Source organism: Streptomyces filipinensis (genome assembly GCF_014649495.1).
GTDB classification, from domain to species: Bacteria; Actinomycetota; Actinomycetes; order Streptomycetales; family Streptomycetaceae; genus Streptomyces; species Streptomyces filipinensis.
Map to the genome: position 1 here is coordinate 261,670 of NZ_BMTD01000010.1, position 20,714 is coordinate 282,383.

The following is a 20,714-nucleotide window of genomic DNA, read 5'->3' on the forward strand; positions in this document are numbered from 1 at the left end:
GGAATTCTTCCGGCGTCGTGTCGATCCGGGGCCGGACCGTTCGTGTAGGAGGTGTCAGGCACCCGAGAGACCCTGAAGACAACAGGAGGACGTCATGAAGCACTACCTGCTCAGTGTGGTCCAGCCGGCCGACGGCACCCCGCCCGCCCCCGACGCGCTCGCAGCGATCATGCGCGATGTGGAGGCCTTCAACGACGAGCTGCGCGCCGCCGGGGCCTGGGTCTTCGCCGGCGGTCTGCACGGCCCCGAGACCGCCACCGTGCTCCGCCCCAAGGACGGTGAGGTCCTCATCACCGACGGCCCCTACGCCGAGGGCAAGGAGTACCTCGGCGGTCTGTGCCTGATCCGGGCGGCCGACCTGGACGAGGCCCTGGAGTGGGGCCGCAGGGCCGCCCTCGCCACGACGCTGCCCATCGAGGTACGGCCTTTCGTGGACCAGCACTAGCCGTGCATCCCGCCGGACCATCTCGCGGCCCGTACGAGGCGGTCGCGAGGTGATCCGGGAGCGTGGCGAGGCGCTGCCCGGGGCTCACGCCAGCCTCTCGTCCTTGATCGCCAGCTGCTGGTCCCCCCTGCGGTAGGCCACGGTGCGGATGCCGAGCGCCTCCTTCAGCTGCCGGGCGGGCACGACCTGCGGAGTGGGCGCGGGTGCCCGCCCCGGCCTGGGACCACGCCGGGGGTGTCCGACGACAGGCCGGCGAGGTCCTTGCTGACGAAGTCGATCTGTGCGGTGCCGAGGTGACCGAGTTTCTCCAGGCGTGCCGCATGAGCTGGCGCCGGGTCATGCCGTGTTCGGACGCCGGCGCGGCGGCGCCCCTGCCCGGAGAGGTCATGGGCATGGTCATGCTGGGCGCCGCCGAGCCGCCGAGCCGCCGAGCCGCCGGGCGTCCCGGCCGGCCGATGCCGGCCCGGGCCGGGCGCGAGGGAGCCGGTGCCCGCGGAAAGGGGTGACTGGCCGCACGCGCTCAGGAGTCCCGGTACACCGGCGGTGGCGACGGCCAGCCCGGCCGCACAGCGCGATCGGCGGCCCAAGGGGCGGAAGTTGACGTACATGATGTTCAGTCCCCACTGATCAGGTGATGCCGTCCGTGACGGCGCATGCCTGGTTCCACGGGCAGTGGTGTCGCACGGTTCGGTGGACACACATCTTTCTCAGGGCATCTCTGCAGCCAGTGGGTATGGCACGACAAACCAGCGCATATGCGTGATGATCGGCTTATGCCATGGAGTGCTCGAAAACGTGGCGAGGCGGCCGATCCGAATCGCTCCGGGCGCCGCGTTCCGGGTGACGGGACCGTTTCGACCACGGACGAGGAACTGCTCCGGGCTCTGTATGCCGAGCACGCAGGCCCACTGTTCCACTACGTGCTGCGACTTACCTCAGGAGACCGGCAGTGGGCCGAGGACGTCGTCCAGGAGACGCTGCTGCGGGCGTGGCAGCACCCCACCGCGTTCGAACCCGAACGCGGTCCGGCGCGCGCCTGGCTGTGCACGGTCGCCCGGCGCCTGGTCATCGACATGCTCCGGGCCCGGCAGGCGAGGCCGGCGGAGGTGGGCGGCGAGGCGCTGGAGCGGGCCGCGGAGCAGGCGCCGGGCGAGGACCGGATCGAGCAGGCGTTGCAGAGCTGGGCCGTGGCCGACGCCGTCCGGACGCTGTCCCCGGACCATCGCGCGGTCCTGCTGGAGACGTACTACCGGGGCCGGACCGTGGCGGAGGCCGCGGAGGTGCTGGGCATCCCGCCGGGCACCGTCAAGTCGCGGACGTACTACGCCCTGCACGCCCTCCGGCTGGCCGTGCGGGAACGGGGCATCGAGCCATGACCACGGCATGGAGGAGGTGCCGGCCATGAACGCGGACCATGACGCCCTCCGGCTGGCGCTGGGAGGATATGTCCTCGGCGTGCTGTCCCCGGCGGAGACGGAACAGGTGCGGGCGCACCTCGCCGAATGCGACGCGTGCCGGGCGGAACACGCCGAGCTGGCCGGACTTCCGGCGCTGCTCGCGACGGTCACCGCGGCGGAAGCCGAGGGCCGGCCCGTGTCCGTCGGCGACGAGGACCCGGCCGATCAGCTGGTGCGGCGGGCGGCGGAGAGCGCCGGGGGCTCGTTCCGGGCGCCGCCCGGCCCGTCCGCGGTGCCGCGGGCTCCCGAGGCGGGACTGCTCGACCGGATGCTTCGGCAGGCCGCTGCCCGGCGCCGCAGGACCTGGCGGTGGCAACTGGCCGGGGCGGCCGCCTCGTTGACGCTGGTCGCCGGGGCGGCGGTCGGCGGTACCTGGCTGGCGGTCGGCGGACCGGTGGCCGGTCGGGCGACACGGCCCGCACCGGTCACCCCGGCTCCGTCGCGCGTCTTCTCGGGAAGCGACCCCACCACCGGCGTCACCGCTTCGGTGCGGGTCTCGCCCTCGGCGTGGGGCAGTGTGCTGCAGGTCTCCGCCCGGGGGGCGCCCGCGGGCATCATCTGCCGGCTGCAGGCGATCGGGGCTGGTGGGACCAGGGCGGACGCCGCCACCTGGCGGGCGGGCGAGTATCCCGTCGGCACCACGATCCCCGGGGCGGTCCCGATGCCCCCGTCCGCCATCGAGCACTTCGAGATCGTCGCGGGCGACGGCCAGAAGCTGGTCACGATCCGGGCATGAGGCGAGCGGGGGTGCACCGGCTCACCGCCCAGCGGACGAATCGATGCCCACAAGATGCGCAAAAGGGGCGAATGGCTCGAACCATATGTGCTCGCCATCCGTAGAACTCAATGAGTGCTCACATACAGGTTCCTACGCAGAAGAGCCAGAAGACCATGTTTGTGACCGATTCCCCCCGTGCCGGCCCACTCCCCGCGCGGTCCTGCCACCACCAGGCGATGCTCACCCTGCCCGCGCAGGAGGCGCATGTCCCCGCCGCCCGTCATCTCGCGGCCGAGCTGCTGGAGTGCTGGCGCGTGCCCGAGAGCGAGCGGGACTCCGCCGTCCTCATCGTCGACGAACTCGCCGCCAACGCCGCCCGGTACGGCCGCGAACGCATGACGCTGCTGCTCGTCCTCGACGGCGGCACCCTGCACATCGTGGTCACCGACTCCGGCACGGCGGTCGAGCGCGTCCATCGCGACGTGGCCCCGGACGAGCACGGCCGCGGCACCGGCATCGTCGACTCCCTCGCGCAGTCCACCGAGGTCCACCAGACCCGCGGCGGCCGGGAAGTACGCGCCTGTCTGCGGTGCCCGGCATGACGGAGCCCGTACGCTTGCGACGGCCGGTCCCGGCAGGACCGCTGCCGTCCACCGGGCCGCACCCCACCCCATGGCCGGCGTCGTACGGGCCGGGGCGTGATCGGACAGGAGGGCACGGGCGCCCATGCCGGACACCGTCGATGTCGAGGCCGTCTTCCGTGCCGAGTACGGGCGCGCGGTCTCCGTCCTCGTCCGCTTCCTCGGCGACATCGACCTCGCCGAGGAAGCCGTCCAGGACGCCTTCACCACCGCCGTACGCACCTGGCCCGAGGCCGGTGTGCCGCCGAGCCCGGCCGGCTGGATCATCACCACCGCACGCAACCGGGCGATCGACCGGCTGCGCCGCGAGTCCTCCCGGGACGCCCGGCACGCCGAGGCCGCCCGCCTGTACGCGTCCGACGCGCCGCCCGAGGAGGGCCCCGTGCGCGACGACCGGCTCCGCCTGATGTTCACCTGCTGCCACCCCGCGCTCGCCCTCCAGGCCCAAGTCGCCCTGACCCTGCGTCTCCTCGGCGGGCTGAGCACCGCCCAGATCGCCCGCGCCTTCCTGGTGCCGGAACCGACCCTCGCCCAGCGGCTGGTGCGGGCCAAAGCCAAGATCCGGGACGCGGGCATCCCCTACCGCGTGCCCCGCGACACCGATCTGCCCGCGCGGCTCGGCGGTGTTCTCGCCGTCGTCTACCTGATCTTCAACGAGGGCTACACCGGCGAGGCCGCCCTGTGCGCCGAGGCGCTCCGCCTGGGCCGGCTGCTCGCGGCCCTGATGCCGGACGAACCCGAGGTCACCGGCCTGCTCGCGCTGATGCTGCTCACCGAGTCCCGTCGGCCCGCTCGGCGCGACGCCGACGGCGTCCTCGTCCCGCTGCCCGAGCAGGACCGCTCCCGCTGGGACGGGGCCCTCATCGCCGAGGGCCAGGACCTGGTCCGGCGCTGTCTGCGCCACGGCCGGCCCGGCCCCTATCAGATCCAGGCCGCCATCAACGCCGTGCACGGCGACGCGCCCAGCGCCGCCGCCACCGACTGGCCGCAGATCCTGCGCCTGTACGACCAGCTCATGGCCGTGGCGCCGTCCCCGGTCGTCGCCCTGAACCGCGCGGTCGCCCTGGCCGAGACCCAGGGTCCCGCCGTGGCGCTCGACCTGGTCGACAGCCTGGACCTCGGCCGGTACCACGTGCTGCACGCCGTCCGCGCCGACCTGCTGCGCCGTCTGGGCCGCACCACCGAGGCGGCCACCGCGTACGGCCTGGCCGCCGAGCTGGCCGCGAGCGAGGCCGAGCGGGCCTATCTGGAGCGACGCCGACGGGAGACCGGCCCCGCCGCGTGACCCTCGTCACCCCGGGCAGCCGGAATGAACTTGAGAACCTGAAAGGTTGGCAAATACATCCACCGACCCCTAGGCTCGGGCCGAACCAGCCCGTGCACCCCAGCGAGGCATCCGTGAACCACCACGCACCCGAGCGGCCCGCCGACCTCGTGGCCCGTCTGCGCGCCACCTTCGCCACCGGCCGCACCAAGCCCGTCGAGTGGCGCACCGGCCAGCTGCGCCGCCTGCGCGCGATGCTCACCGAGCGCGGGGCCGACCTCGCCACCGCCCTCCGCGCCGACCTCGGCAAGAGCAGCACCGAGGCCTACCGCACCGAGATCGACTTCACCGTCCGCGAGATCGACCACACCCTCGACCACCTCGCGCAGTGGCTGCGCCCCGAGCCCGCCCCGGTCCCGGCCCACCTCGGCGCCGACGCGAGGGCCTGGACGCAGTACGACCCCCTCGGCGTCGTCCTCGTCATCGCCCCCTGGAACTACCCGGCGCAGCTGCTGCTCGCCCCGATGGTCGGCGCCCTGGCCTCCGGCAACGCGGTCGTCGCCAAGCCCAGCGAGCTGGCCCCGGCCACCTCGGCCGCCCTCGCCGAGCTGATCCCGGCCTATCTCGACACCGACGCCGTCGCCGTGGTGGAGGGCGGCGTCCCGGAGACCACGGCCCTGCTGGCCGAGCGCTTCGACCACATCTTCTACACCGGCAACGGCACGGTGGGCCGCGTCGTGATGCGCGCCGCCGCCGAGCACCTCACCCCGGTCACCCTCGAACTCGGCGGCAAGTCCCCGGTGTTCGTGGACCGGGACACCGACCTCGACGTGGTCGCGGACCGGCTCGCCCGCGGCAAGTTCCTCAACGCCGGCCAGACCTGCGTCGCCCCCGACTACGTGCTGGCCGACCCGGAGACCGCCGCCGCCCTGGAGCGCGCGCTGGTGCGTGCGGTGGAGGCGCTGTTCGGCACGGACCCGCAGGCCTCGCCCGAATACGGCCGGATCGTCAACGAGCGGCACTTCGACCGGCTCTCCGGCCTCCTCGACTCCGGCCGGGTCGCGGTCGGCGGGGCGAGCGACCGTACGGCCAAGTACATCGCGCCCACCGTCCTCGCGGACGTCGACCCGAAGTCGCCCGTCATGCAGGAGGAGATCTTCGGCCCGATCCTGCCCCTCGTCACCGTGTCCGGCCTGGACGAGGCGATCGCCTTCATCAACGACCGTGACAAGCCGCTCGCGCTGTACGTGTTCAGCGAGTCCGAGGAGACCCGCGCCCGCATCGCCGCCGAGACCTCCTCCGGCGGCCTCGGCCACGGCCTTCCCCTCGCCCATCTCACCGTCTCCGACCTGCCGTTCGGCGGGGTGGGGGAGAGCGGCACGGGCAGCTACCACGGCCGGTACTCCATCGAGACGTTCAGCCACCGCAAGGCCGTCCTGGAGAAGCCGCTGGGCTGAACCGCGCTCCTTCGCACCGGCTCCCCGCCCGCTCGCCGCACCGGCATCGCAGCCATGCGGCGGACGGGCGGCGCCGCGTTCCGCCCCGGCGCGGCCGGCGTGCCGGGAACCGCGGCCACGTCGTGGTGGGCGTCGCCGCGCCTGGGCCTCACACCGGCGGACGCCCGGAAACGGCTGGACGCCCTGCACCCCGCCCCCTCGGGGACGGGTGCCCCGGGCGCACGGCCGTTCGAGGGTCCGGTTGACTACCATCGTGTAGACGGTCGCAACGACCGCAGACGAGGACGGGGTGAGGAACGTTCCATGACCGAGGCGAAGGACGAGCGGCGGCCGGCCGGTGAACTCGAGGCGAGCGTCATGGCCGCGCTCTGGGCCGCCGGCGCACCACGGACGCCCGGCGAGGTCCAGCGGAGCCTCGGCACGGACCTGGCCCGTACGACGGTGACCACGATCCTCACCCGCCTGTACGACAAGGGAGTCGTCGAGCGGCACCGCCAGGGCCGCGGCTACGCCTACGTCCCGGTGCGGGACGTCCAGGACGCCCAGGGCCTCACCGCCCGCCGGATGCACAGTGAGCTGGACCGGGACGACGACCGCCAGACGGTCCTCGCGCGTTTCGTCGCCCAGCTCAGCCCCGACGACGAACGCATTCTGCGAGACCTGCTCGAACCCGGCGAACGATGACCGCGCTCCTCCTGCTCCCGCTGCTGCTGCCCTTCGCCCTCCCGGCCCTGGCCCGCCGGGCGCTGGACCGGCTGGCCCCGGTCGCCGCGCTGTGGGCCGTCACCGCCTGCGCGGTGCTCCTCGCCGGCTGCTCGCTGGCCGCGCTCGGCTCGTTCGTCCTCGTCGGGCTGCTCAAGCTCCCCCTCTTCGCCGCGCTCGGCGAGCTGATCCACCCGCTGCGCACCGCCTCGGACCTCGTCGTCCTGCCGGCCGCCGCGACCTCCGTCGGTGCGCTCGCCGTCTGCGGCTGGACCCTCGTCCGCTCGGTGCTGCGCGAGACCCGCGCCTTCCGTGCGGCCCGGACGGAGGCCGGGCGCGGCCCCGCGGCCGGCGACCTGTGCGTGGTGGACTCGCCCCGCCCGGACGCCTACGCGCTGCCCGGCCGCCCGCACCGCGTCGTCGTCACCACCGCGATGCTGCGCAGCCTGGACGGACCCGAGCGCGAGGCGCTGTTCGCGCACGAGCGGGCGCACAACGACGGCGGACACCACTACTTCCTCGCCGCCGCCGAACTCGCCGCGCACTGCCATCCGGCCCTGCGCCCGGTCCGCGAGACCATCCGGCTGGCCGCCGAGCGCGCCGCCGACGAGGCCGCCGCCGTCCGGGTCGGCGACCGGCGCCTGATCGCCCGGGCCATCGCCCGTGCGGCCCTCGCCGGTCAGGCCGCCCGCACCGAGCGAGCCGGCTTTGTGCCCGCCGCGACCACCGGCCCCGTCCCGCAGCGCGTCCAGGCCCTGCTGGCCGCCCCGCGCGCACCCCGGGCCGGCCGGACGATCGCCGGTCTCCTCATCGCCTGCACGGCGGTCTCCTGCGTGGCCTCGGCCGCGGGAATGGCCGACTTCCACCACCGGGTCGAGGTCGCCCAGGGCGACGAGACACCCTGACGAACCCCTCCGGAGCACCCGCCCGCAGCCCTGCGTCCGTGCCTGGAACCACCGCCGGGCAACGCGCGTAGAACAAGGACTGGCGCGCGGGGGGTTTTACGTATAACCTCACCCGCTAACCACCCCCACCGGAAGGTCCCGATGCGACGCGTCGCCCTGGTCACCCTCGTCGTCGACGACTACGACGAGGCCATCCGCTTCTACACCGAGGCCCTGGGCTTCCGGCTGGCCGAGGACGCCCCGCGCCCCGACGGTTCCCGCTGGGTCGTCGTGGAGCCGGGGACCGAGGGCGCCGGCACCGCTCTGCTCCTGGCCCGCGCCAAGGGCGAGGGCCAGCGGTCCCGGATCGGCGACCAGACCGGCGGACGCGTCGGGTTCTTCCTGCACACCGACGACTTCGCCCGCGACCACGGCCGGATGGCCGCGGCCGGCGTGACCTTCCTGGAGGAGCCGCGCCACGAGCCGTACGGCACCGTCGCCGTCTTCCAGGACCTCTACGGCAACCGCTGGGACCTGCTCCAGCCGGCCGACCACTGACATCCCACCGCACCACCTGAGGAAAGCCCTGCCATGACCGCGCCCCGCATCGACACCGAGACCCTCCGCCGGCTCCCCAAGGCCGTCCTGCACGACCACCTCGACGGCGGCCTGCGCCCCGCCACCGTCGTCGAGCTCGCGGCCGCGGTCGGCCACCAGCTGCCCACCACCGACCCCGACGAGCTGGCCGCCTGGTACTTCGAGGCCGCCAACTCCGGCGACCTGGTCCGCTACATAGCCACCTTCGAGCACACCCTCGCCGTCATGCAGACCCGCGAGGGCCTGCTGCGCACCGCCGAGGAGTACGTCCTCGACCTCGCCGCCGACGGCGTCGTCTACGCCGAGGTGCGCTACGCCCCCGAGCTGAACACCAACGGCGGGCTGTCGCTCAGCGAGGTCGTGGAGACCGTCCAGGAGGGCCTCGCCGCCGGTATGGCCAAGGCCGCCGCCGCGGGCACCCCGGTGCGCGTGGGCACCCTGCTGTGCGGGATGCGGATGTTCGACCGGGTCCGTGAGGCCGCCGACCTGGCCGTCGCCTACCGCGACGCGGGTGTCGTCGGCTTCGACATCGCCGGCGCGGAGGACGGCTTCCCGCCCGCCGACCACCTTGAGGCCTTCGAGCACCTGCGCCGCGAGAGCGTGCCCTTCACGATCCACGCCGGCGAGGCCCATGGCCTGCCCAGCATCCACCAGGCCCTGCAGGTGTGCGGCGCCCAGCGCATCGGCCACGGAGTGCGCCTCGTCGAGGACATCCCCGACCTCGCGGCCGGCAAGCTCGGGCGGCTCGCCTCCTGGGTGCGCGACCGTCGTATCGCCCTGGAGATGTGCCCGACCTCCAATCTGCAGACCGGCTGCGCCACCTCGATCGCCGAGCACCCCATCACGGCCCTGAAGGACCTCGGCTTCCGGGTCACCCTCAACACCGACAACCGCCTGGTGTCGGGCACGACGATGACCCGGGAGATGTCCCTGCTGGTCGAGGAGGCCGGCTGGACGGTCGAGGACCTGCGCACGGTCACGGTGAACGCCCTCAAGAGCGCGTTCATCCCGTTCGACGAGCGCAAGGCCCTCATCGACGACGTGGTCCTGCCGGGTTACGCGGCAGCGCTCTGAAGCAGCCCCCTCAGGTAGGCGGCCTGTCCGATGTGCTGAAGGTCGTCGGACAGGACGCTCACCAGGCGCACACCCAGACTGACCGGGGGATCCCAGCGCTCGTCCACGACGCGTTCCAGATCCTTGGCGGCGAGCGAGCGCAGGGCGCCGAGCGACTGCTCGTGGACGGCGTCGTAGTACCCGGTCAGCTGGTCGGCCGACTCGACCCGCACCTTCGCGATCTTCGCGGGACTGTGCCCGTAGCCGGTGTCATGGCGGGGCAGGTCGAGGCCGAAACGCTTCTCCCAGCCCTGGGACAGCCACACCTGGTCGAGGTCGAAGGCGTCGGCGATGTGGTCGTCCTGCACCCGGGTGAGATGCCAGACGAGCCAGGCGATGGAGTTGGCGTCGGGGGCCGGGCGGTGGTGCAGCTCGTCCGGTCCGAGGCCGTCGAGGGCGGCATGGACTTCTTCCTGGATGCGGCCGTAGCCGTCGATGAGGATGTCCTTTGCATGCATAGCGTCCACCATCCCAAACAGCGGGCGCTCACGCGTCCGGAATCCGGCTCCCGTGGACACCGGGCGGCACCCGGTCCGGCGTCCCACCCCCTGTTTCCAGGAGAGTGACGAGTGCCCGGGCGGCGGGACTGGTCGCGCGGTCCGGCGGCAGCAGGGCCACCGTCTGGTACTCCGCCTCGCCCGCGCCCTTCAGCGGCAGCGCCGTGAGCGAGGGCCGCTTGTGCCGGAAGTGCCGCGGTACGACCGCGATCCCCAGGTTCTCGTCCACCAGGTCCAGCAGACTGTGCACGTCGTTGACCTCCAGTGCGACCGTGCGCCGGACACCGGCCGCGGCGAACGCGGCGTCGGTGGTGCGCCGCGGGCCCCAGTCCGGGTGGAAGTCCACGAAGACCTCACCGGCCAGGTCGTCCGGGGCCAGCACCGCGTCGGCCGAGGCCAGCCGATGGCCCGGATGGCACAGCACGGTCATCGGCTCACTCGTCAGCGCCACCGAGCGCAGCTGGTCGCTGTCCGCCTGGATGCGGTAGGCGAAGGCCAGGTCGAGCCGGCCTGCCGTGACCTCCTCGGCCAGCGCCCCCGAGCCGGCCTGCCGCAGCCGGATCTCCACGTCCGGATGCCGCCCCCGGAACGCGGCCAGCAACCGCGCCGGATGGACACCCGCGATGCACTGCTCGGTGCCCAGCGCCAGCGTGCCGCGCAGGACTCCCTGCACCGCGGCCACCGCCTCGTGCGCCGCCCGCACCTGCGCCAGGATCCGCTCGGCCTCCACCAGCAGCGCCCGCCCCGCCTCAGTGAGCGTGACCCGGCGGGTGGTGCGCACGAACAGCGGCGCCCGCAGCTCCCGCTCCAGCGCCCTGATGGACGCCGACAGCCCCGACTGGGACACCATCAGGCGTTCGGCGGCCCGGGTGAAATGCTGGTCCTCGGAGACGGCGACGAAGTGCTGGAGATGGCGCAGTTCCATGATTGAGAAGACTAGTCGCTGAATTCCATCGGATTCTTCTGTTGGACCGCTGCCCGGCGGGCGGGGAAGAGTGGGAGCGGTGACCAGGAGCGAAAGCCCCCGGGAGCCGGGAAGACACGTGTGCCAACCCCTCTGGAGTCGCGTTGTACACCGCACACCCCGACCGTTACGCCGACATGCCCTACCGGCGCACCGGACGCAGCGGACTGAAGCTCCCCGCGCTGTCCCTCGGCCTGTGGCACAACTTCGGCCCGGACCGGCCCGTCGAGACGCAGCGGGCCGTCCTGCGCCGCGCCTTCGACCTGGGCGTCACCCACTTCGACCTCGCCAACAACTACGGCCCGCCGCCCGGCGCCGCCGAGTCCGCGCTCGGCGAGGCCCTGAAGGCCGACCTCGCGCCGTACCGGGACGAGCTGGTGATCTCCACCAAGGCCGGCTACCTCATGGGGCCGGGCCCGTACGGCGAATGGGGCTCGCGCAAGTACCTGCTCTCCTCGCTCGACCAGAGCCTGACGCGCATGGGCCTGGACTACGTCGACATCTTCTACTCGCACCGCCCCGACCCGGACACTCCCCTGGAGGAGACCATGGGCGCGCTGCACTCGGCGGTCCAGCAGGGCAAGGCGCTGTACGTGGGAGTCTCCAACTACTCGGCGGAGCAGACCCGCGAGGCCGCACGCATCCTCGCCGGGCTGGGCACCCCGCTCCTGATCCACCAGCCGCGCTACTCGATGCTCGACCGGCGTCCCGAGGACGAGGGCCTGCTCGACGCCCTGGACCAACTCCAGGTCGGCTCCATCGTCTACTCCCCGCTGGAACAGGGCCTGCTCACCGGCCGCTACCTCGACGGCATCCCCGAGGACTCCCGGGCGGCGAGCGACAGCCCCTTCCTGAACTCGGACGCGGTCACCGAGGACCTGGTCGCCCGGCTGCGCTCGCTCGACGAGATCGCCAAGTCCCGCGGCCAGACCCTGGCCCAGCTGGCGCTGGCCTGGGTGCTGCGCGGTGACCGGGTCACCTCGGCGCTGGTCGGCGCGAGCAGCCCGCAGCAGATCGAGGACAGCGTGGGCACGATCCGCAACCTGCACTTCGACGACGAGGAACTGGCGCGGATCGACGCGATCGTGAAGGCCTGAACCCACCGAGCCCCCACCACGAGCGGAGGTGGGCCGGTGCCGGGTGGGGGCGGTGCCGACAGGGGGCCAAAGCCGAGCCCCTCGCCGGCCGGCCCTGAGGCGAACCTGCGGTGAGGTGTCCGCCCGCCTCGGGGGCGACCGCGCGGACCCGAAGGCATCAGGTCCGGCCGAACCGTCCCTGTCCCTGCGGGACCTGGGCCCCCGGGCCACCCCGGGAGTCGCGGGCCCGCCCATGAGCCCCCAGAGCCACGCGCTCGCCCCTGGGGTCCTGTGGGTGCGGGTTCGCCTGTGGCGGTTGTGTGGCCGGGCGCTCGTCGCGCATGCCCATCCCTGGCGGCCCGGCGGCCGCATGCTCGCCCGTGGGGGTCCTGTGGGTGTGGGCTCGCCTGTGGCGGTTGTGTGGCCGCGCGCTCGTCGCGCATGCCCATCCCTGGCGGCCCGGCGGCCGCATGCTCGCCCGTGGGGGTCCTGTGGGTGTGGGCTCGCCTGGGGCGGTTCTGCCGTCGCGCGCTCACCGCTGGCGGTCCTGTGGCCGCCGCTCGCATGCCCCACCCCTGGCGGCCCGGCGGCGCACGCTCACCCCTGGGGGGCCTGTGGCCGAGAGCTCGCACGCTCAGCCCCGGCGGCCCCGCGGCCCCCGCGGCCGCGCGCTCACCCCTGGCAGCCCGCGGCCGCGCGCTCACCCATCCCGCTCCTGCAGCGGCACGGTCCCCAGAGCCGCCCCGCGGCCAAGACGTACTCTGGCGGCCGCTTCGTCGGCCAGACGGCGTCAGGCACCCGCCGGAACCCGGTCCAGAAAGCCCAAGACCTGCCGGATCCGGCCCTCCGCGTCCAGCGTGACGACGTCGAACCCGGCCACCGGCGCCGAGCCGTCGGCCTCGTTCACCAGCTCCCAGCCGAAGCGCGCGGTGTCGTGGTGGCCGTCCACCGTGCCGAGCGGGCGGAAGACGAACCCCGGGAACTGCTCGTGGGCCGCCGCGATCACGGCCGCGATGCCCTCGTGGCCGCGGACCTCGGCGAGCGGGTCGGTGTAGCCGCCGTCCGCCGTCCACGCGGCGGCGACCGCCTTCTTCAGGGCCTCGGGCTCGGTGGCGTTCCAGGCCTCGAAGTAACGGCTGGCGGCGATCTCGTAACGGTCGGTGTTCGCGGACATGGTGAATCATCCTCCAACGAGGTCGTTGCTGCTGGTCGGGGCCGGATCCGGGGCTTCGCCGATCCGGTGTGACCACCATGCCGGAGATCCGAGCGGCGGGTCGATTACCTGCCGGGTAATGCCCCGTGGGCGTGCGCGCCGGTGCATTCCGGCCAGAACAGGCGGCGAATATGCCAACAGACTGGCCGGAAAGTCATGGTGACTGTGTTTCGGGAGTGGCGATACTCGAACGCCAGGGGCACTTCACCGCACAGGAGCCGCACGCAGAGCGAGGTCCAGGCCGGCACACAGCGAGGCGACGGGGGAGTGAGACATGCACGACGAATTCCTGTGCCATGTCACGGCGTACGGCATGTGCGACGGCCGGCGCATCGGCGTACCGCTCGGCACCTACCGCGCACCGACGTTGGCCCTCGCCCTGTGGTGGCTGCGGGACCGGGCGTCCTGGATCGCCGAGCGCCTCGACCCGACCCCGGAGGGCCCCGCCTTCCCGGCGGGCGCGCTGGTGCCGGTCCCGGACACGGTCGTCGACGTGCCCGCCCTGCTGCGCGGCTGGTGTGCCGACGACGCGCGGCAGGAGCTGGTGGCCGACGAGCTGGCGGGCGGACGGCTGGTGCGGATCGCCGCCAGCGACGACACCACCGAGTACGAACTGCTCGCCGAGTCCGTGGACGCGCTGCGCATGCAGCGCGTCCTGCCGGTGCTCGTGGTGCCCGTCGCCTGACACGTGTCCATTCCGCTGGAGCCCGGCCCGTCGGCAGGGGCGTACAGGTGAGCGAATCGGTAGAATCCTGGCCATGGCGGAGCGGTCGGTCGCCCCGACGGCGCCCGAACTCGTCCTGGAGACCGACACGGGCTCCACGGTGATGAGCCCGGGCCGCGACTACCACGTCGGACGTGACCCGTTGAGCGACATCGTCCTCGACGATGCCCGGGTCTCGTGGGACCACGCCGTGCTGCACTGCGACCAGGACCACTGGACCCTGACGGACCAGCACAGCACCAACGGCACCTACGCCGACGGCCGCAGGATCGAGCGGTGGGCCGTGCGCCCCGGCAGCGTGATCCGCTTCGGCAATCCCGCCGACGGCCCCCGCGCGGTACTCGCCGGAGCCCCGCGGCCCGCCCCCGGCCGTCCCTCCGCGGTGTCGCTGCCCCAGCTGACCGGCACCTTCCGCCGGCCCACCAGCGTCCGCCCGCTGCCCGCGCGCTCGGTCCGCATCGGCCGGGCGGCCGACAACGACCTCGTGGTGGAGGACCTGGTCGTCTCCCGGCGCCACGCCGAACTGCGCCCCCGCACCGACGGCACGTACGAGATCGTCGACCTCGGCAGCCACAACGGCACCTACCTCAACGGCCGGCCCGTCGCCCGCGCGCCCGTGCGCCCCGGTGACATCGTCGGCATCGGCCACTCCGCGTTCTGCCTGGCCGGCGACGAACTCCAGGAGTACGTCGACACCGGCGAAGTGGCCCTGGACGTCCAGGACCTCACCGTCGCCGTGGACGGTGGCAGTAAGGTGCTCGTCGACCACGTGTCCTTCCCGGTCGGCGAGAAGTGCCTGCTCGCGGTGGTCGGGCCGAGCGGGGCCGGCAAGTCCACCCTGCTGAACGCCCTCACCGGACAGCGGCCCGCCGACCGCGGCACCGTCCTGTACGACGGCCGCGACCTCTACCGCGACTACGCCGAACTGCGCCAGCGCATCGGCCTGGTCCCGCAGGACGACATCCTGCACCCCCAGCTCACCGTGCGCGCCGCCCTGTCCTACGCCGCCGAGCTGCGCTTCCCCGAGGACACCACCCAAGGCGAGCGGCGCGCCCGGGTCGCGGAGGCCATCCGGGAACTCGGTCTCGAACAGCGCGCCGAACAGCCCGTGCACAGCCTCTCCGGGGGCCAGCGCAAGCGGGTCAGCGTGGCCCTGGAACTGCTCACCAAACCCTCGCTGCTCTTCCTGGACGAGCCGACCTCCGGCCTGGACCCCGGCATGGACCGCTCGGTGATGCACATGCTGCGCGGCCTCGCCGACGACGGCCGCACCGTCATCGTCGTCACCCACAGCGTCCTCAGCCTGAGCCTCTGCGACCGCCTCCTGGTGCTGGCTCCGGGCGGCAGGGTGGCCTACTACGGCCCTCCCGGCGACACCCTCGCCTTCCTCGGCTTCGACCAGTGGCCGGAGGCGTTCGAGGCCTTCGACCGCGACCAGGACCGCGACTGGGCGCGGGAGTACCGGGAGTCGCCGTTCCACCGGCACTACATCACCGAGTCCAGCAGCCAGCCCCGCCACCCCGGTCCGGCTCCCGTCACCCCCGCGCCGCCGTCCCGCCCGCGCGGCTGGGCCGCCCAGCTCGGCACCCTGGTCCGCCGCTACGCGGCCGTCCTCGGCGCCGACCGCACCTTCCTGCTCGTCATGATCGCGCTGCCCTTCGTCATGGGCGCCATGGCCCGGGCCCTCGCGGGCACACGGCTCACCCGGGAGAACGCGACGAGCGCGCTGCTCATCCTGTGCGTCGGCGCCGTGCTCACCGGCGCCGCCAACGCGGTGCGCGAACTCGTCAAGGAACGCGTCGTCTACCAGCGCGAACGCGCAGTCGGCCTGCCCAGGTCGGCCTATCTGATGTCCAAGGTCGTGGTGCTCGGCACGATCAGCGTCGTCCAGGCCGTCGTCCTCACCCTGGTAGCCCTCCTCGGCGTCGACCTGAACGCGCCCGGCGGCAGTGGCGTCCTGTTGCCGCCGCTCGCCGAGATCACCCTGGCCGTCGCCCTGCTGGCGTTCACCGCCATGATGCTCGGCCTCCTCGTCTCCGCGCTGGTGCGCAAGGAGGAGGTGACGATGCCGCTGCTGGTGCTGCTGGCCATCGTCCAGGTCGTGCTCTGCGGGGCCCTGCTCAGGCTGAGCGGCGTGCCCGGCCTGGACCAGCTGTCCTGGCTCGTGCCCTCCCGCTGGGCGCTCGCCGCCATGGCCGGCACGGTCGGGCTGTCCCGGACCGCGCCCGGCACGCTGACCGCCGACCCGCTCTTCCGGCACTCGACAGGCGTCTGGCTGCTCGACCTGACCATGCTGGTGGCGCTGTCCGCCCTCTACGGGCTCGCGGTCGCCCGGCTGCTGCGCCGGCACGAGCCCGCCGTGATGCGGAGGTAGGCGGCACGATGGCACCCACGACGACGGCACACACACGGAAGCAGGCGCCCCGATGACCAAAGCGCCCAGCCCCGGATTCCAGCCCACGCACGTCGTGCCGCGGCGCGGCATGCCCGCCTGGGAGTCGCCCGACCCGGCCCGGCCCACCGTGCCCCTCGACCCGCTGCTCCCGGTCGAGCTGGTGGAGCGGCGCGGCGACTGGGGGTACGTCCGCTGTTCCAACGGCTGGGGCGCCTGGGTCGACGGCCGCCGGCTGGTCGCCGTACCCGACGACCCGCCCGCCGGCGACGGTCCGGACGGCACCGCCGATCCGCGGCCCCTGCTGGCCCGCGCCGAACAGGCCCTCGCCGACTACCGGTCCGCGGTCGAGGAGCTGGCGGCCGGTGCCCTGGACGGCGAGGACTTCGAGGACCGCACCCGGGACCTGAGGATCGGGGTCGTGGTGGACGGTGAGTCCATGTGGCTGTACGACCCCGAGGAGGGCCGCTGGGTCTACGGCGACGGACGGCGGCTGACCACCTACGCCACCGACCGGGCGGTCACCGGCGAGGGCGACACCGGGCACGCCCCGACCCGGCTGGTCGCGCCCGAGGGTGAGCGCTGATGGCACGCGAGACCAGCCTGTTCTCCGGCCGGCCCTCGGAGCTGATCGGCCGGCAGGTGGCGGGCTACCTCGTCGAGGGCGAGATCGGGCGCGGTGGCATGGCCGTCGTCTACCGGGCCCGCGACCTGCGCCTGGAGCGCACGGTCGCCCTCAAGCTGCTCGCCCCCGAACTCGCCCGCAACGACACCTTCCGCAAGCGCTTCACCCACGAGTCCCAGGTGGCCGCGGCGATCGACCACCCGCACATCGTGCCGGTCTTCGAGGCCGGCGAGACGGACGGAGTGCTCTACATCGCCATGCGGTACGTCTCCGGCAGCGACCTGCGCCGCCTCCTCGACCTGCGCGGACCACTGCCGCTGCCGGACACCGTACGGATCGCCGCGCAGGTCGCCTCCGCCCTCGACGCCGCGCACGAGCACGGTCTGGTCCACCGGGACGTCAAGCCCGGCAACATCCTGATCGCGGAGGGCATCGACAGCGACCATCCCGAGCACGTCTACCTCACCGACTTCGGGCTCACCAAGAAGTCGCTGTCCCTGACCGGCTTCACCAGCGTGGGCCAGTTCGTGGGCACCCTCGACTACGTGGCCCCCGAGCAGATCTCCGGCCGGCCGGTCGACGGCCGTTGTGACGTCTACGGCCTGGCCTGCGTCGTGTACGAGACCCTCGCCGGCCGTCCGCCGTTCCTGCGCGAGGACGACATGGCCCTGCTCTGGGCGCACCAGTACGACGAGCCGCCCCCGCCGAGCGAGGCCCGCCCCGGCCTCGCCCCGGCCCTCGACCCGGTCTTCGCCCGGGCCCTCGCCAAGAGCCCGGACGCCCGCTACGACACCTGCCTGTCCTTCGTCTCCGCCCTGCGCGCCGCCACCGCGTCCGGCGCGGCCCCGGCCGACGTCCACGCGGCGACGGAGCCCGGCACAGAGCCCGACACGGAGACGGACCACACGGCGGCCGAGGCTCCACGGCCCCCGCACTGGGCGGAGCCGGCGTTCGGATCCTGAGGCCCCTAAGGCCGCTCCACCGCGCCCCGCCGGCGCACCGGGAGCGCCAGCAGAGCGCCCACGAACCCCCCGACCAGCCCCCACACGGCGCCCAGGCCCACCGCCTGCCACAGCCGGGGCCTGAGGAACAGCTCCCCGGACAGCCCGCCGCCCATGTCACCGATGCCGAGCAGGGACAGCCCGTAGTGCGCCGAGACGCGGCCCGTCAGACAGATCATCAGCACCGCCAGCGCCAGCGCCACGGCCAGGTGGACGGCGTGCTGCCACAGGCGGATCCGGGCCGGTGAGCGGACCGCCATGCGGAAGGCCACGGCCAGCAGCAGGATCGCGTCCACGACCACCAGCCACCACCACCGGCCGTCGTCGGCGGTGAGCGAGCGCAGGTTCAGCGCGGACACGTCCGGGGTGCGCAGGATCGCGTCCAGGACGTGCGGCATCGGCAGGCCGAACGGGCCGTCCACGCGGCCGTTCCAGGTCGCTCCCATGCCGAGGGTGAGGGCCAGCCAGGCCAGATTCGGCAGGCCGAGCAGGATCAGCGCGAAGGTCGCCGGGGCGTGCCCGCGGGTCGCCGCCGTGATCAGCGCGGTGACGAGCCCGACGGCGACGTACGCGAGGAGCAGGGCCACCGTCGCGTGCGCCGCCGGGCGCACCGACTCCTGGAAACGCAGCAGCCGCGCCGGCAGGGGCGCTCCGTACGCGACCAGCAGGGCCAGCAGCAGCACCCCGGCCAGCCACAGCAGTCCGAACAGCACGGTCAGCGGCACGTTCGCGGTGAACCCCACCTTCGGCGACACGTCGAACAGCCCGGTCAGGTCGCTCAGGGTGCCGCTGCCCACGTCCACGGCGAAGGTCTGCCGGGCACCGAAGGCCAGGCCGACCAGCACGAGCAGCCACAGCACCGCGATCCGGGCGGCCCAGCCGGCCAGTTCACCTGCCGAGGCCACCGCCCGGTGCCGCAGCGGGCGCAGGAAGCCCGCGCCGATCACCAGGGCGCCGGCGAGCGTCACCGACAACGGGATCACGGTGATGCCGGCCCGGGTCTGCGCCAGGAAGCCCGCGTTGCCGGACAGTTCCACGCTGCCGCCCACCGCCGTGACCAGGGTCGCGACCACCACCCTGGGGAACGCGCCGTCCGGCAGGTCCGCCGCTCCGGCCGCCCACAGCCCGAATGCCGCCACGAGCACCATGACGGCCAGCCCGGTCAGCACCGTGGCCACGGCCCGCGCCCAGCCGTGGTGGGCGGCGGGCCGCGCGGAGACGGTCGGAGCGCTCACGCCTGCCACGCTATGCAGCCGCAGGGCACCGCGCCCGCCGAGTGGGCCGTCCGCGTCGGCTTGCGCGTGTCAGCACACTGCCACACACAATGGGATCAACGTGCAGCCGAACGCACCCCACGGGATGTGACTGAGAAACGCCGCGTATCGCGCCGCGTATCGCGACGATCGCGACGGGAAGAAGTGCTCGTGAGCGCCGAACCTCCGTCTTCCGGCCGCCCGACCGGACCGCCCTCCGGCCCGCTGTCGGGCTCCTCCCGGCCCCCCTCCGGACCACCGCCCGCGCAGCCCCCGGGCGGCGGCGCCGGGTCCGGGGGACCGCACAGGCCGTGGTGGAAGTCGGTACCGCGTGTGGCTGCTCTCAGCGCCGCCGTCGTCGCGGCCGTGGTCCTCGCGGTGGTCTTCACCCGTCCGGGTGGGGGCGGCTCGTCCGCCAAGGGCGGCGAGGTCTTCCTGCAGTCCGCCAACAGCAGCGGCCAGGACCCGTTCACGGAATCGACCGCGAGGCAGACTTCCTCCCCGCCCGTGCCCCCGCCCTCCGCCCCCGCCGCCTCCGGCGGGGCCAACGCGGTGCCGGGAGTCGAGGGCGGGGCGCCCGGCCTGTACGGCGGCACCCAGAGCGCTCCCTCCTGCGATGTCGAGAAGCAGATCAAGGCCCTGCAGGCCGAACCGGGCAAGAACAAGGCGTTCGCCTCCGTGGTCGGCGTCCAGCCGTCCGGCGTGCCCGCCTACCTGCGCTCGCTGACCCCGGTCCAGCTGCGCGTCGACACCCGGGTCACCAACCACGGCTACCGCGACGGCGCCGCCACCGCTTACCAGTCGGTGCTCCAGGCGGGCACCGCCGTGCTGGTGGACGGCCACGGCGTGCCCCGGGTGCGCTGCGCCTGCGGCAACCCGCTGGCATCGCCGGTGGCCCAGAAGGCCACACCGAAACTGGTGGGCACCCGCTGGCCGTCGTACCGGCCCTCGAACGTGGTGGTGGTGACGCCCGCGCCGAAGGTCGTCAACGTCTTCGTGCTCTACGACGCCCCCCACCACGACTGGATCCACCGGCAGCGCGGCGACCATGACGGCCGGCACGACCGGCACGCCAGGCCGCCGGTGTTCCCGCACCCCTGGAACCCGCCGGAGCCGTGCCCGCCCTCGCCGGGCAGGACCGGGACGCCGGGCCCCTCGCCCCGGCCCTGCCGGTCCACGTCGGGCAAGCCGAGCACCTCGCCGTCGTGGTCGACGTCGTCTTCTTCGCTCTCGTCGAGCCCGTCCTCCCGGCCTCCTTCGAAGCCGGCCTCGTCCTCTTCGAAGTCCGCCTCGCCCGCTTCGTCCCCTTCTTCCTCTTCGTCGTCCTCGCCGTCTTCATCGAGTTCGTCGCCCTCGTCCTCGCCGTCGAGGTCGAAGCCGGTCGAGCCGAAGTCGTCGGGGCCGGAGTCCTCGTCCGGGCCGGAGTCCTCGCCCGAGTCCTCCACCGCTGGGCCGACGTCGCCGTCCGCCGGCTCCCCGGCGACCGAGAGCTCGGGCGAGGAGTCGTCGCAGGAGCAGACGACCGGCTCCGCGCCGCCGTCCTCAGAGAACTCCGCTCCCGGCGCGACGACATCCTCGTGACCCTCGCCACTGTGCGCGGCGGGCGAACGCCCAGGGGGACTGCCGGGCCCGGCTCGGGGTACGAGGACAGGTGCGACAGGCGACCGGCCGGGCCGATTTTTCGAGAGAGA

20 protein-coding genes and 1 pseudogene are annotated in these 20,714 nt (G+C 73.6%); 17 read left to right on the top strand and 4 right to left on the bottom strand.

Annotation, left to right across the window (positions count from 1 at the left end):
* Positions 1 to 94 precede the first annotated feature (94 nt).
* From IE244_RS23215 to IE244_RS23270, 11 genes are all read left to right on the top strand, one after another.
* On the top strand, positions 95 to 445 hold the full coding sequence (locus IE244_RS23215) for a YciI family protein (RefSeq protein ID WP_191875483.1): 351 nt from the start codon (positions 95 to 97) through the stop codon (positions 443 to 445).
* A gap of 293 nt (positions 446 to 738) precedes the next feature.
* On the top strand, positions 739 to 951 hold the full coding sequence (locus IE244_RS23225) for a hypothetical protein (RefSeq protein WP_191875588.1): 213 nt from the start codon (positions 739 to 741) through the stop codon (positions 949 to 951).
* 249 nt (positions 952 to 1,200) lie between these two features.
* Positions 1,201 to 1,821, top strand: a complete 621-nt coding sequence (locus tag IE244_RS23230; RefSeq protein ID WP_373305770.1) for a sigma-70 family RNA polymerase sigma factor — start codon at positions 1,201 to 1,203, stop codon at positions 1,819 to 1,821.
* A gap of 25 nt (positions 1,822 to 1,846) precedes the next feature.
* The gene (locus tag IE244_RS23235) at positions 1,847 to 2,638 is read left to right on the top strand and encodes a zf-HC2 domain-containing protein (RefSeq protein ID WP_191875485.1); all 792 of its coding nucleotides are present in this window, start codon (positions 1,847 to 1,849) and stop codon (positions 2,636 to 2,638) included.
* A gap of 218 nt (positions 2,639 to 2,856) precedes the next feature.
* Positions 2,857 to 3,222 carry an ATP-binding protein gene (locus tag IE244_RS23240; protein WP_229854291.1) on the top strand — a complete coding sequence of 122 codons (366 nt, stop codon included), beginning with the start codon at positions 2,857 to 2,859 and terminating at the stop codon, positions 3,220 to 3,222.
* Positions 3,223 to 3,346: 124 nt separating this feature from the next.
* Positions 3,347 to 4,546, top strand: coding sequence for an RNA polymerase sigma factor (locus IE244_RS23245; RefSeq protein ID WP_191875487.1), 1,200 nt, complete (start codon positions 3,347 to 3,349; stop codon positions 4,544 to 4,546).
* 113 nt (positions 4,547 to 4,659) lie between these two features.
* Positions 4,660 to 5,982, top strand: a complete 1,323-nt coding sequence (locus tag IE244_RS23250) for an aldehyde dehydrogenase family protein (RefSeq protein WP_191875488.1) — start codon at positions 4,660 to 4,662, stop codon at positions 5,980 to 5,982.
* A 303-nt stretch (positions 5,983 to 6,285) separates the two neighbouring features.
* Positions 6,286 to 6,666 carry a BlaI/MecI/CopY family transcriptional regulator gene (locus tag IE244_RS23255; protein ID WP_191875489.1) on the top strand — a complete coding sequence of 127 codons (381 nt, stop codon included), beginning with the start codon at positions 6,286 to 6,288 and terminating at the stop codon, positions 6,664 to 6,666.
* On the top strand, positions 6,663 to 7,589 hold the full coding sequence (locus IE244_RS23260; protein WP_191875490.1) for a M48 family metalloprotease: 927 nt from the start codon (positions 6,663 to 6,665) through the stop codon (positions 7,587 to 7,589). The genes IE244_RS23255 and IE244_RS23260 overlap by 4 nt, the downstream gene beginning before the upstream one ends.
* Before the next feature lie 141 nt (positions 7,590 to 7,730).
* Entirely contained in the window at positions 7,731 to 8,126 is a 396-nt protein-coding gene (locus tag IE244_RS23265) for a VOC family protein (protein ID WP_191875491.1), read from the top strand.
* A gap of 33 nt (positions 8,127 to 8,159) precedes the next feature.
* Positions 8,160 to 9,239 (top strand): adenosine deaminase, encoded by a 1,080-nt coding sequence (locus tag IE244_RS23270; RefSeq protein ID WP_191875492.1) that lies wholly within the window; start codon positions 8,160 to 8,162, stop codon positions 9,237 to 9,239.
* Here the strand turns inward: IE244_RS23270 and IE244_RS23275 are convergent.
* Both IE244_RS23275 and IE244_RS23280 read right to left on the bottom strand, forming a co-directional pair.
* Positions 9,221 to 9,736 (bottom strand): mycothiol transferase, encoded by a 516-nt coding sequence (locus IE244_RS23275; protein WP_191875493.1) that lies wholly within the window; start codon positions 9,734 to 9,736, stop codon positions 9,221 to 9,223. The genes IE244_RS23270 and IE244_RS23275 overlap by 19 nt on opposite strands.
* Positions 9,737 to 9,764: 28 nt before the next feature.
* Positions 9,765 to 10,700 carry a LysR family transcriptional regulator gene (locus IE244_RS23280; protein WP_191875494.1) on the bottom strand — a complete coding sequence of 312 codons (936 nt, stop codon included), beginning with the start codon at positions 10,698 to 10,700 and terminating at the stop codon, positions 9,765 to 9,767.
* A gap of 143 nt (positions 10,701 to 10,843) precedes the next feature.
* On the opposite strand from IE244_RS23280, the gene mgrA reads away from it, so the two are divergent.
* Positions 10,844 to 11,836, top strand: a complete 993-nt coding sequence (gene mgrA, locus IE244_RS23285; RefSeq protein ID WP_191875495.1) for an L-glyceraldehyde 3-phosphate reductase — start codon at positions 10,844 to 10,846, stop codon at positions 11,834 to 11,836.
* Between the two features lie 769 nt (positions 11,837 to 12,605).
* Here the strand turns inward: mgrA and IE244_RS23290 are convergent.
* Positions 12,606 to 12,989 (bottom strand): nuclear transport factor 2 family protein, encoded by a 384-nt coding sequence (locus tag IE244_RS23290; protein WP_191875496.1) that lies wholly within the window; start codon positions 12,987 to 12,989, stop codon positions 12,606 to 12,608.
* Positions 12,990 to 13,302: 313 nt separating this feature from the next.
* Between IE244_RS23290 and IE244_RS23295 the strand changes: the two genes are divergently transcribed.
* The 4 genes from IE244_RS23295 to IE244_RS23310 all read left to right on the top strand — a co-directional run bounded on the left by IE244_RS23295 (position 13,303) and on the right by IE244_RS23310 (position 17,731).
* Positions 13,303 to 13,713, top strand: a complete 411-nt coding sequence (locus IE244_RS23295; RefSeq protein ID WP_191875497.1) for a hypothetical protein — start codon at positions 13,303 to 13,305, stop codon at positions 13,711 to 13,713.
* A 73-nt stretch (positions 13,714 to 13,786) separates the two neighbouring features.
* Entirely contained in the window at positions 13,787 to 16,126 is a 2,340-nt protein-coding gene (locus IE244_RS23300; protein WP_191875498.1) for an ABC transporter ATP-binding protein/permease, read from the top strand.
* A 52-nt stretch (positions 16,127 to 16,178) separates the two neighbouring features.
* Entirely contained in the window at positions 16,179 to 16,730 is a 552-nt protein-coding gene (locus IE244_RS23305) for a hypothetical protein (protein WP_191875499.1), read from the top strand.
* Entirely contained in the window at positions 16,730 to 17,731 is a 1,002-nt protein-coding gene (locus IE244_RS23310) for a serine/threonine-protein kinase (RefSeq protein WP_191875500.1), read from the top strand. Before IE244_RS23305 ends, IE244_RS23310 begins: the two co-directional genes overlap by 1 nt.
* Before the next feature lie 5 nt (positions 17,732 to 17,736).
* On the opposite strand, the gene IE244_RS23315 is transcribed toward IE244_RS23310, so the two are convergent.
* Positions 17,737 to 18,918 (bottom strand): streptophobe family protein, encoded by a 1,182-nt coding sequence (locus IE244_RS23315; protein WP_229854301.1) that lies wholly within the window; start codon positions 18,916 to 18,918, stop codon positions 17,737 to 17,739.
* A gap of 276 nt (positions 18,919 to 19,194) precedes the next feature.
* On the opposite strand from IE244_RS23315, the pseudogene IE244_RS23320 reads away from it, so the two are divergent.
* Positions 19,195 to 20,433 (top strand): annotated as a pseudogene (locus IE244_RS23320) (DUF6777 domain-containing protein); the annotation flags it as partial.
* Between the last annotated feature and the right edge of the window lie 281 nt (positions 20,434 to 20,714).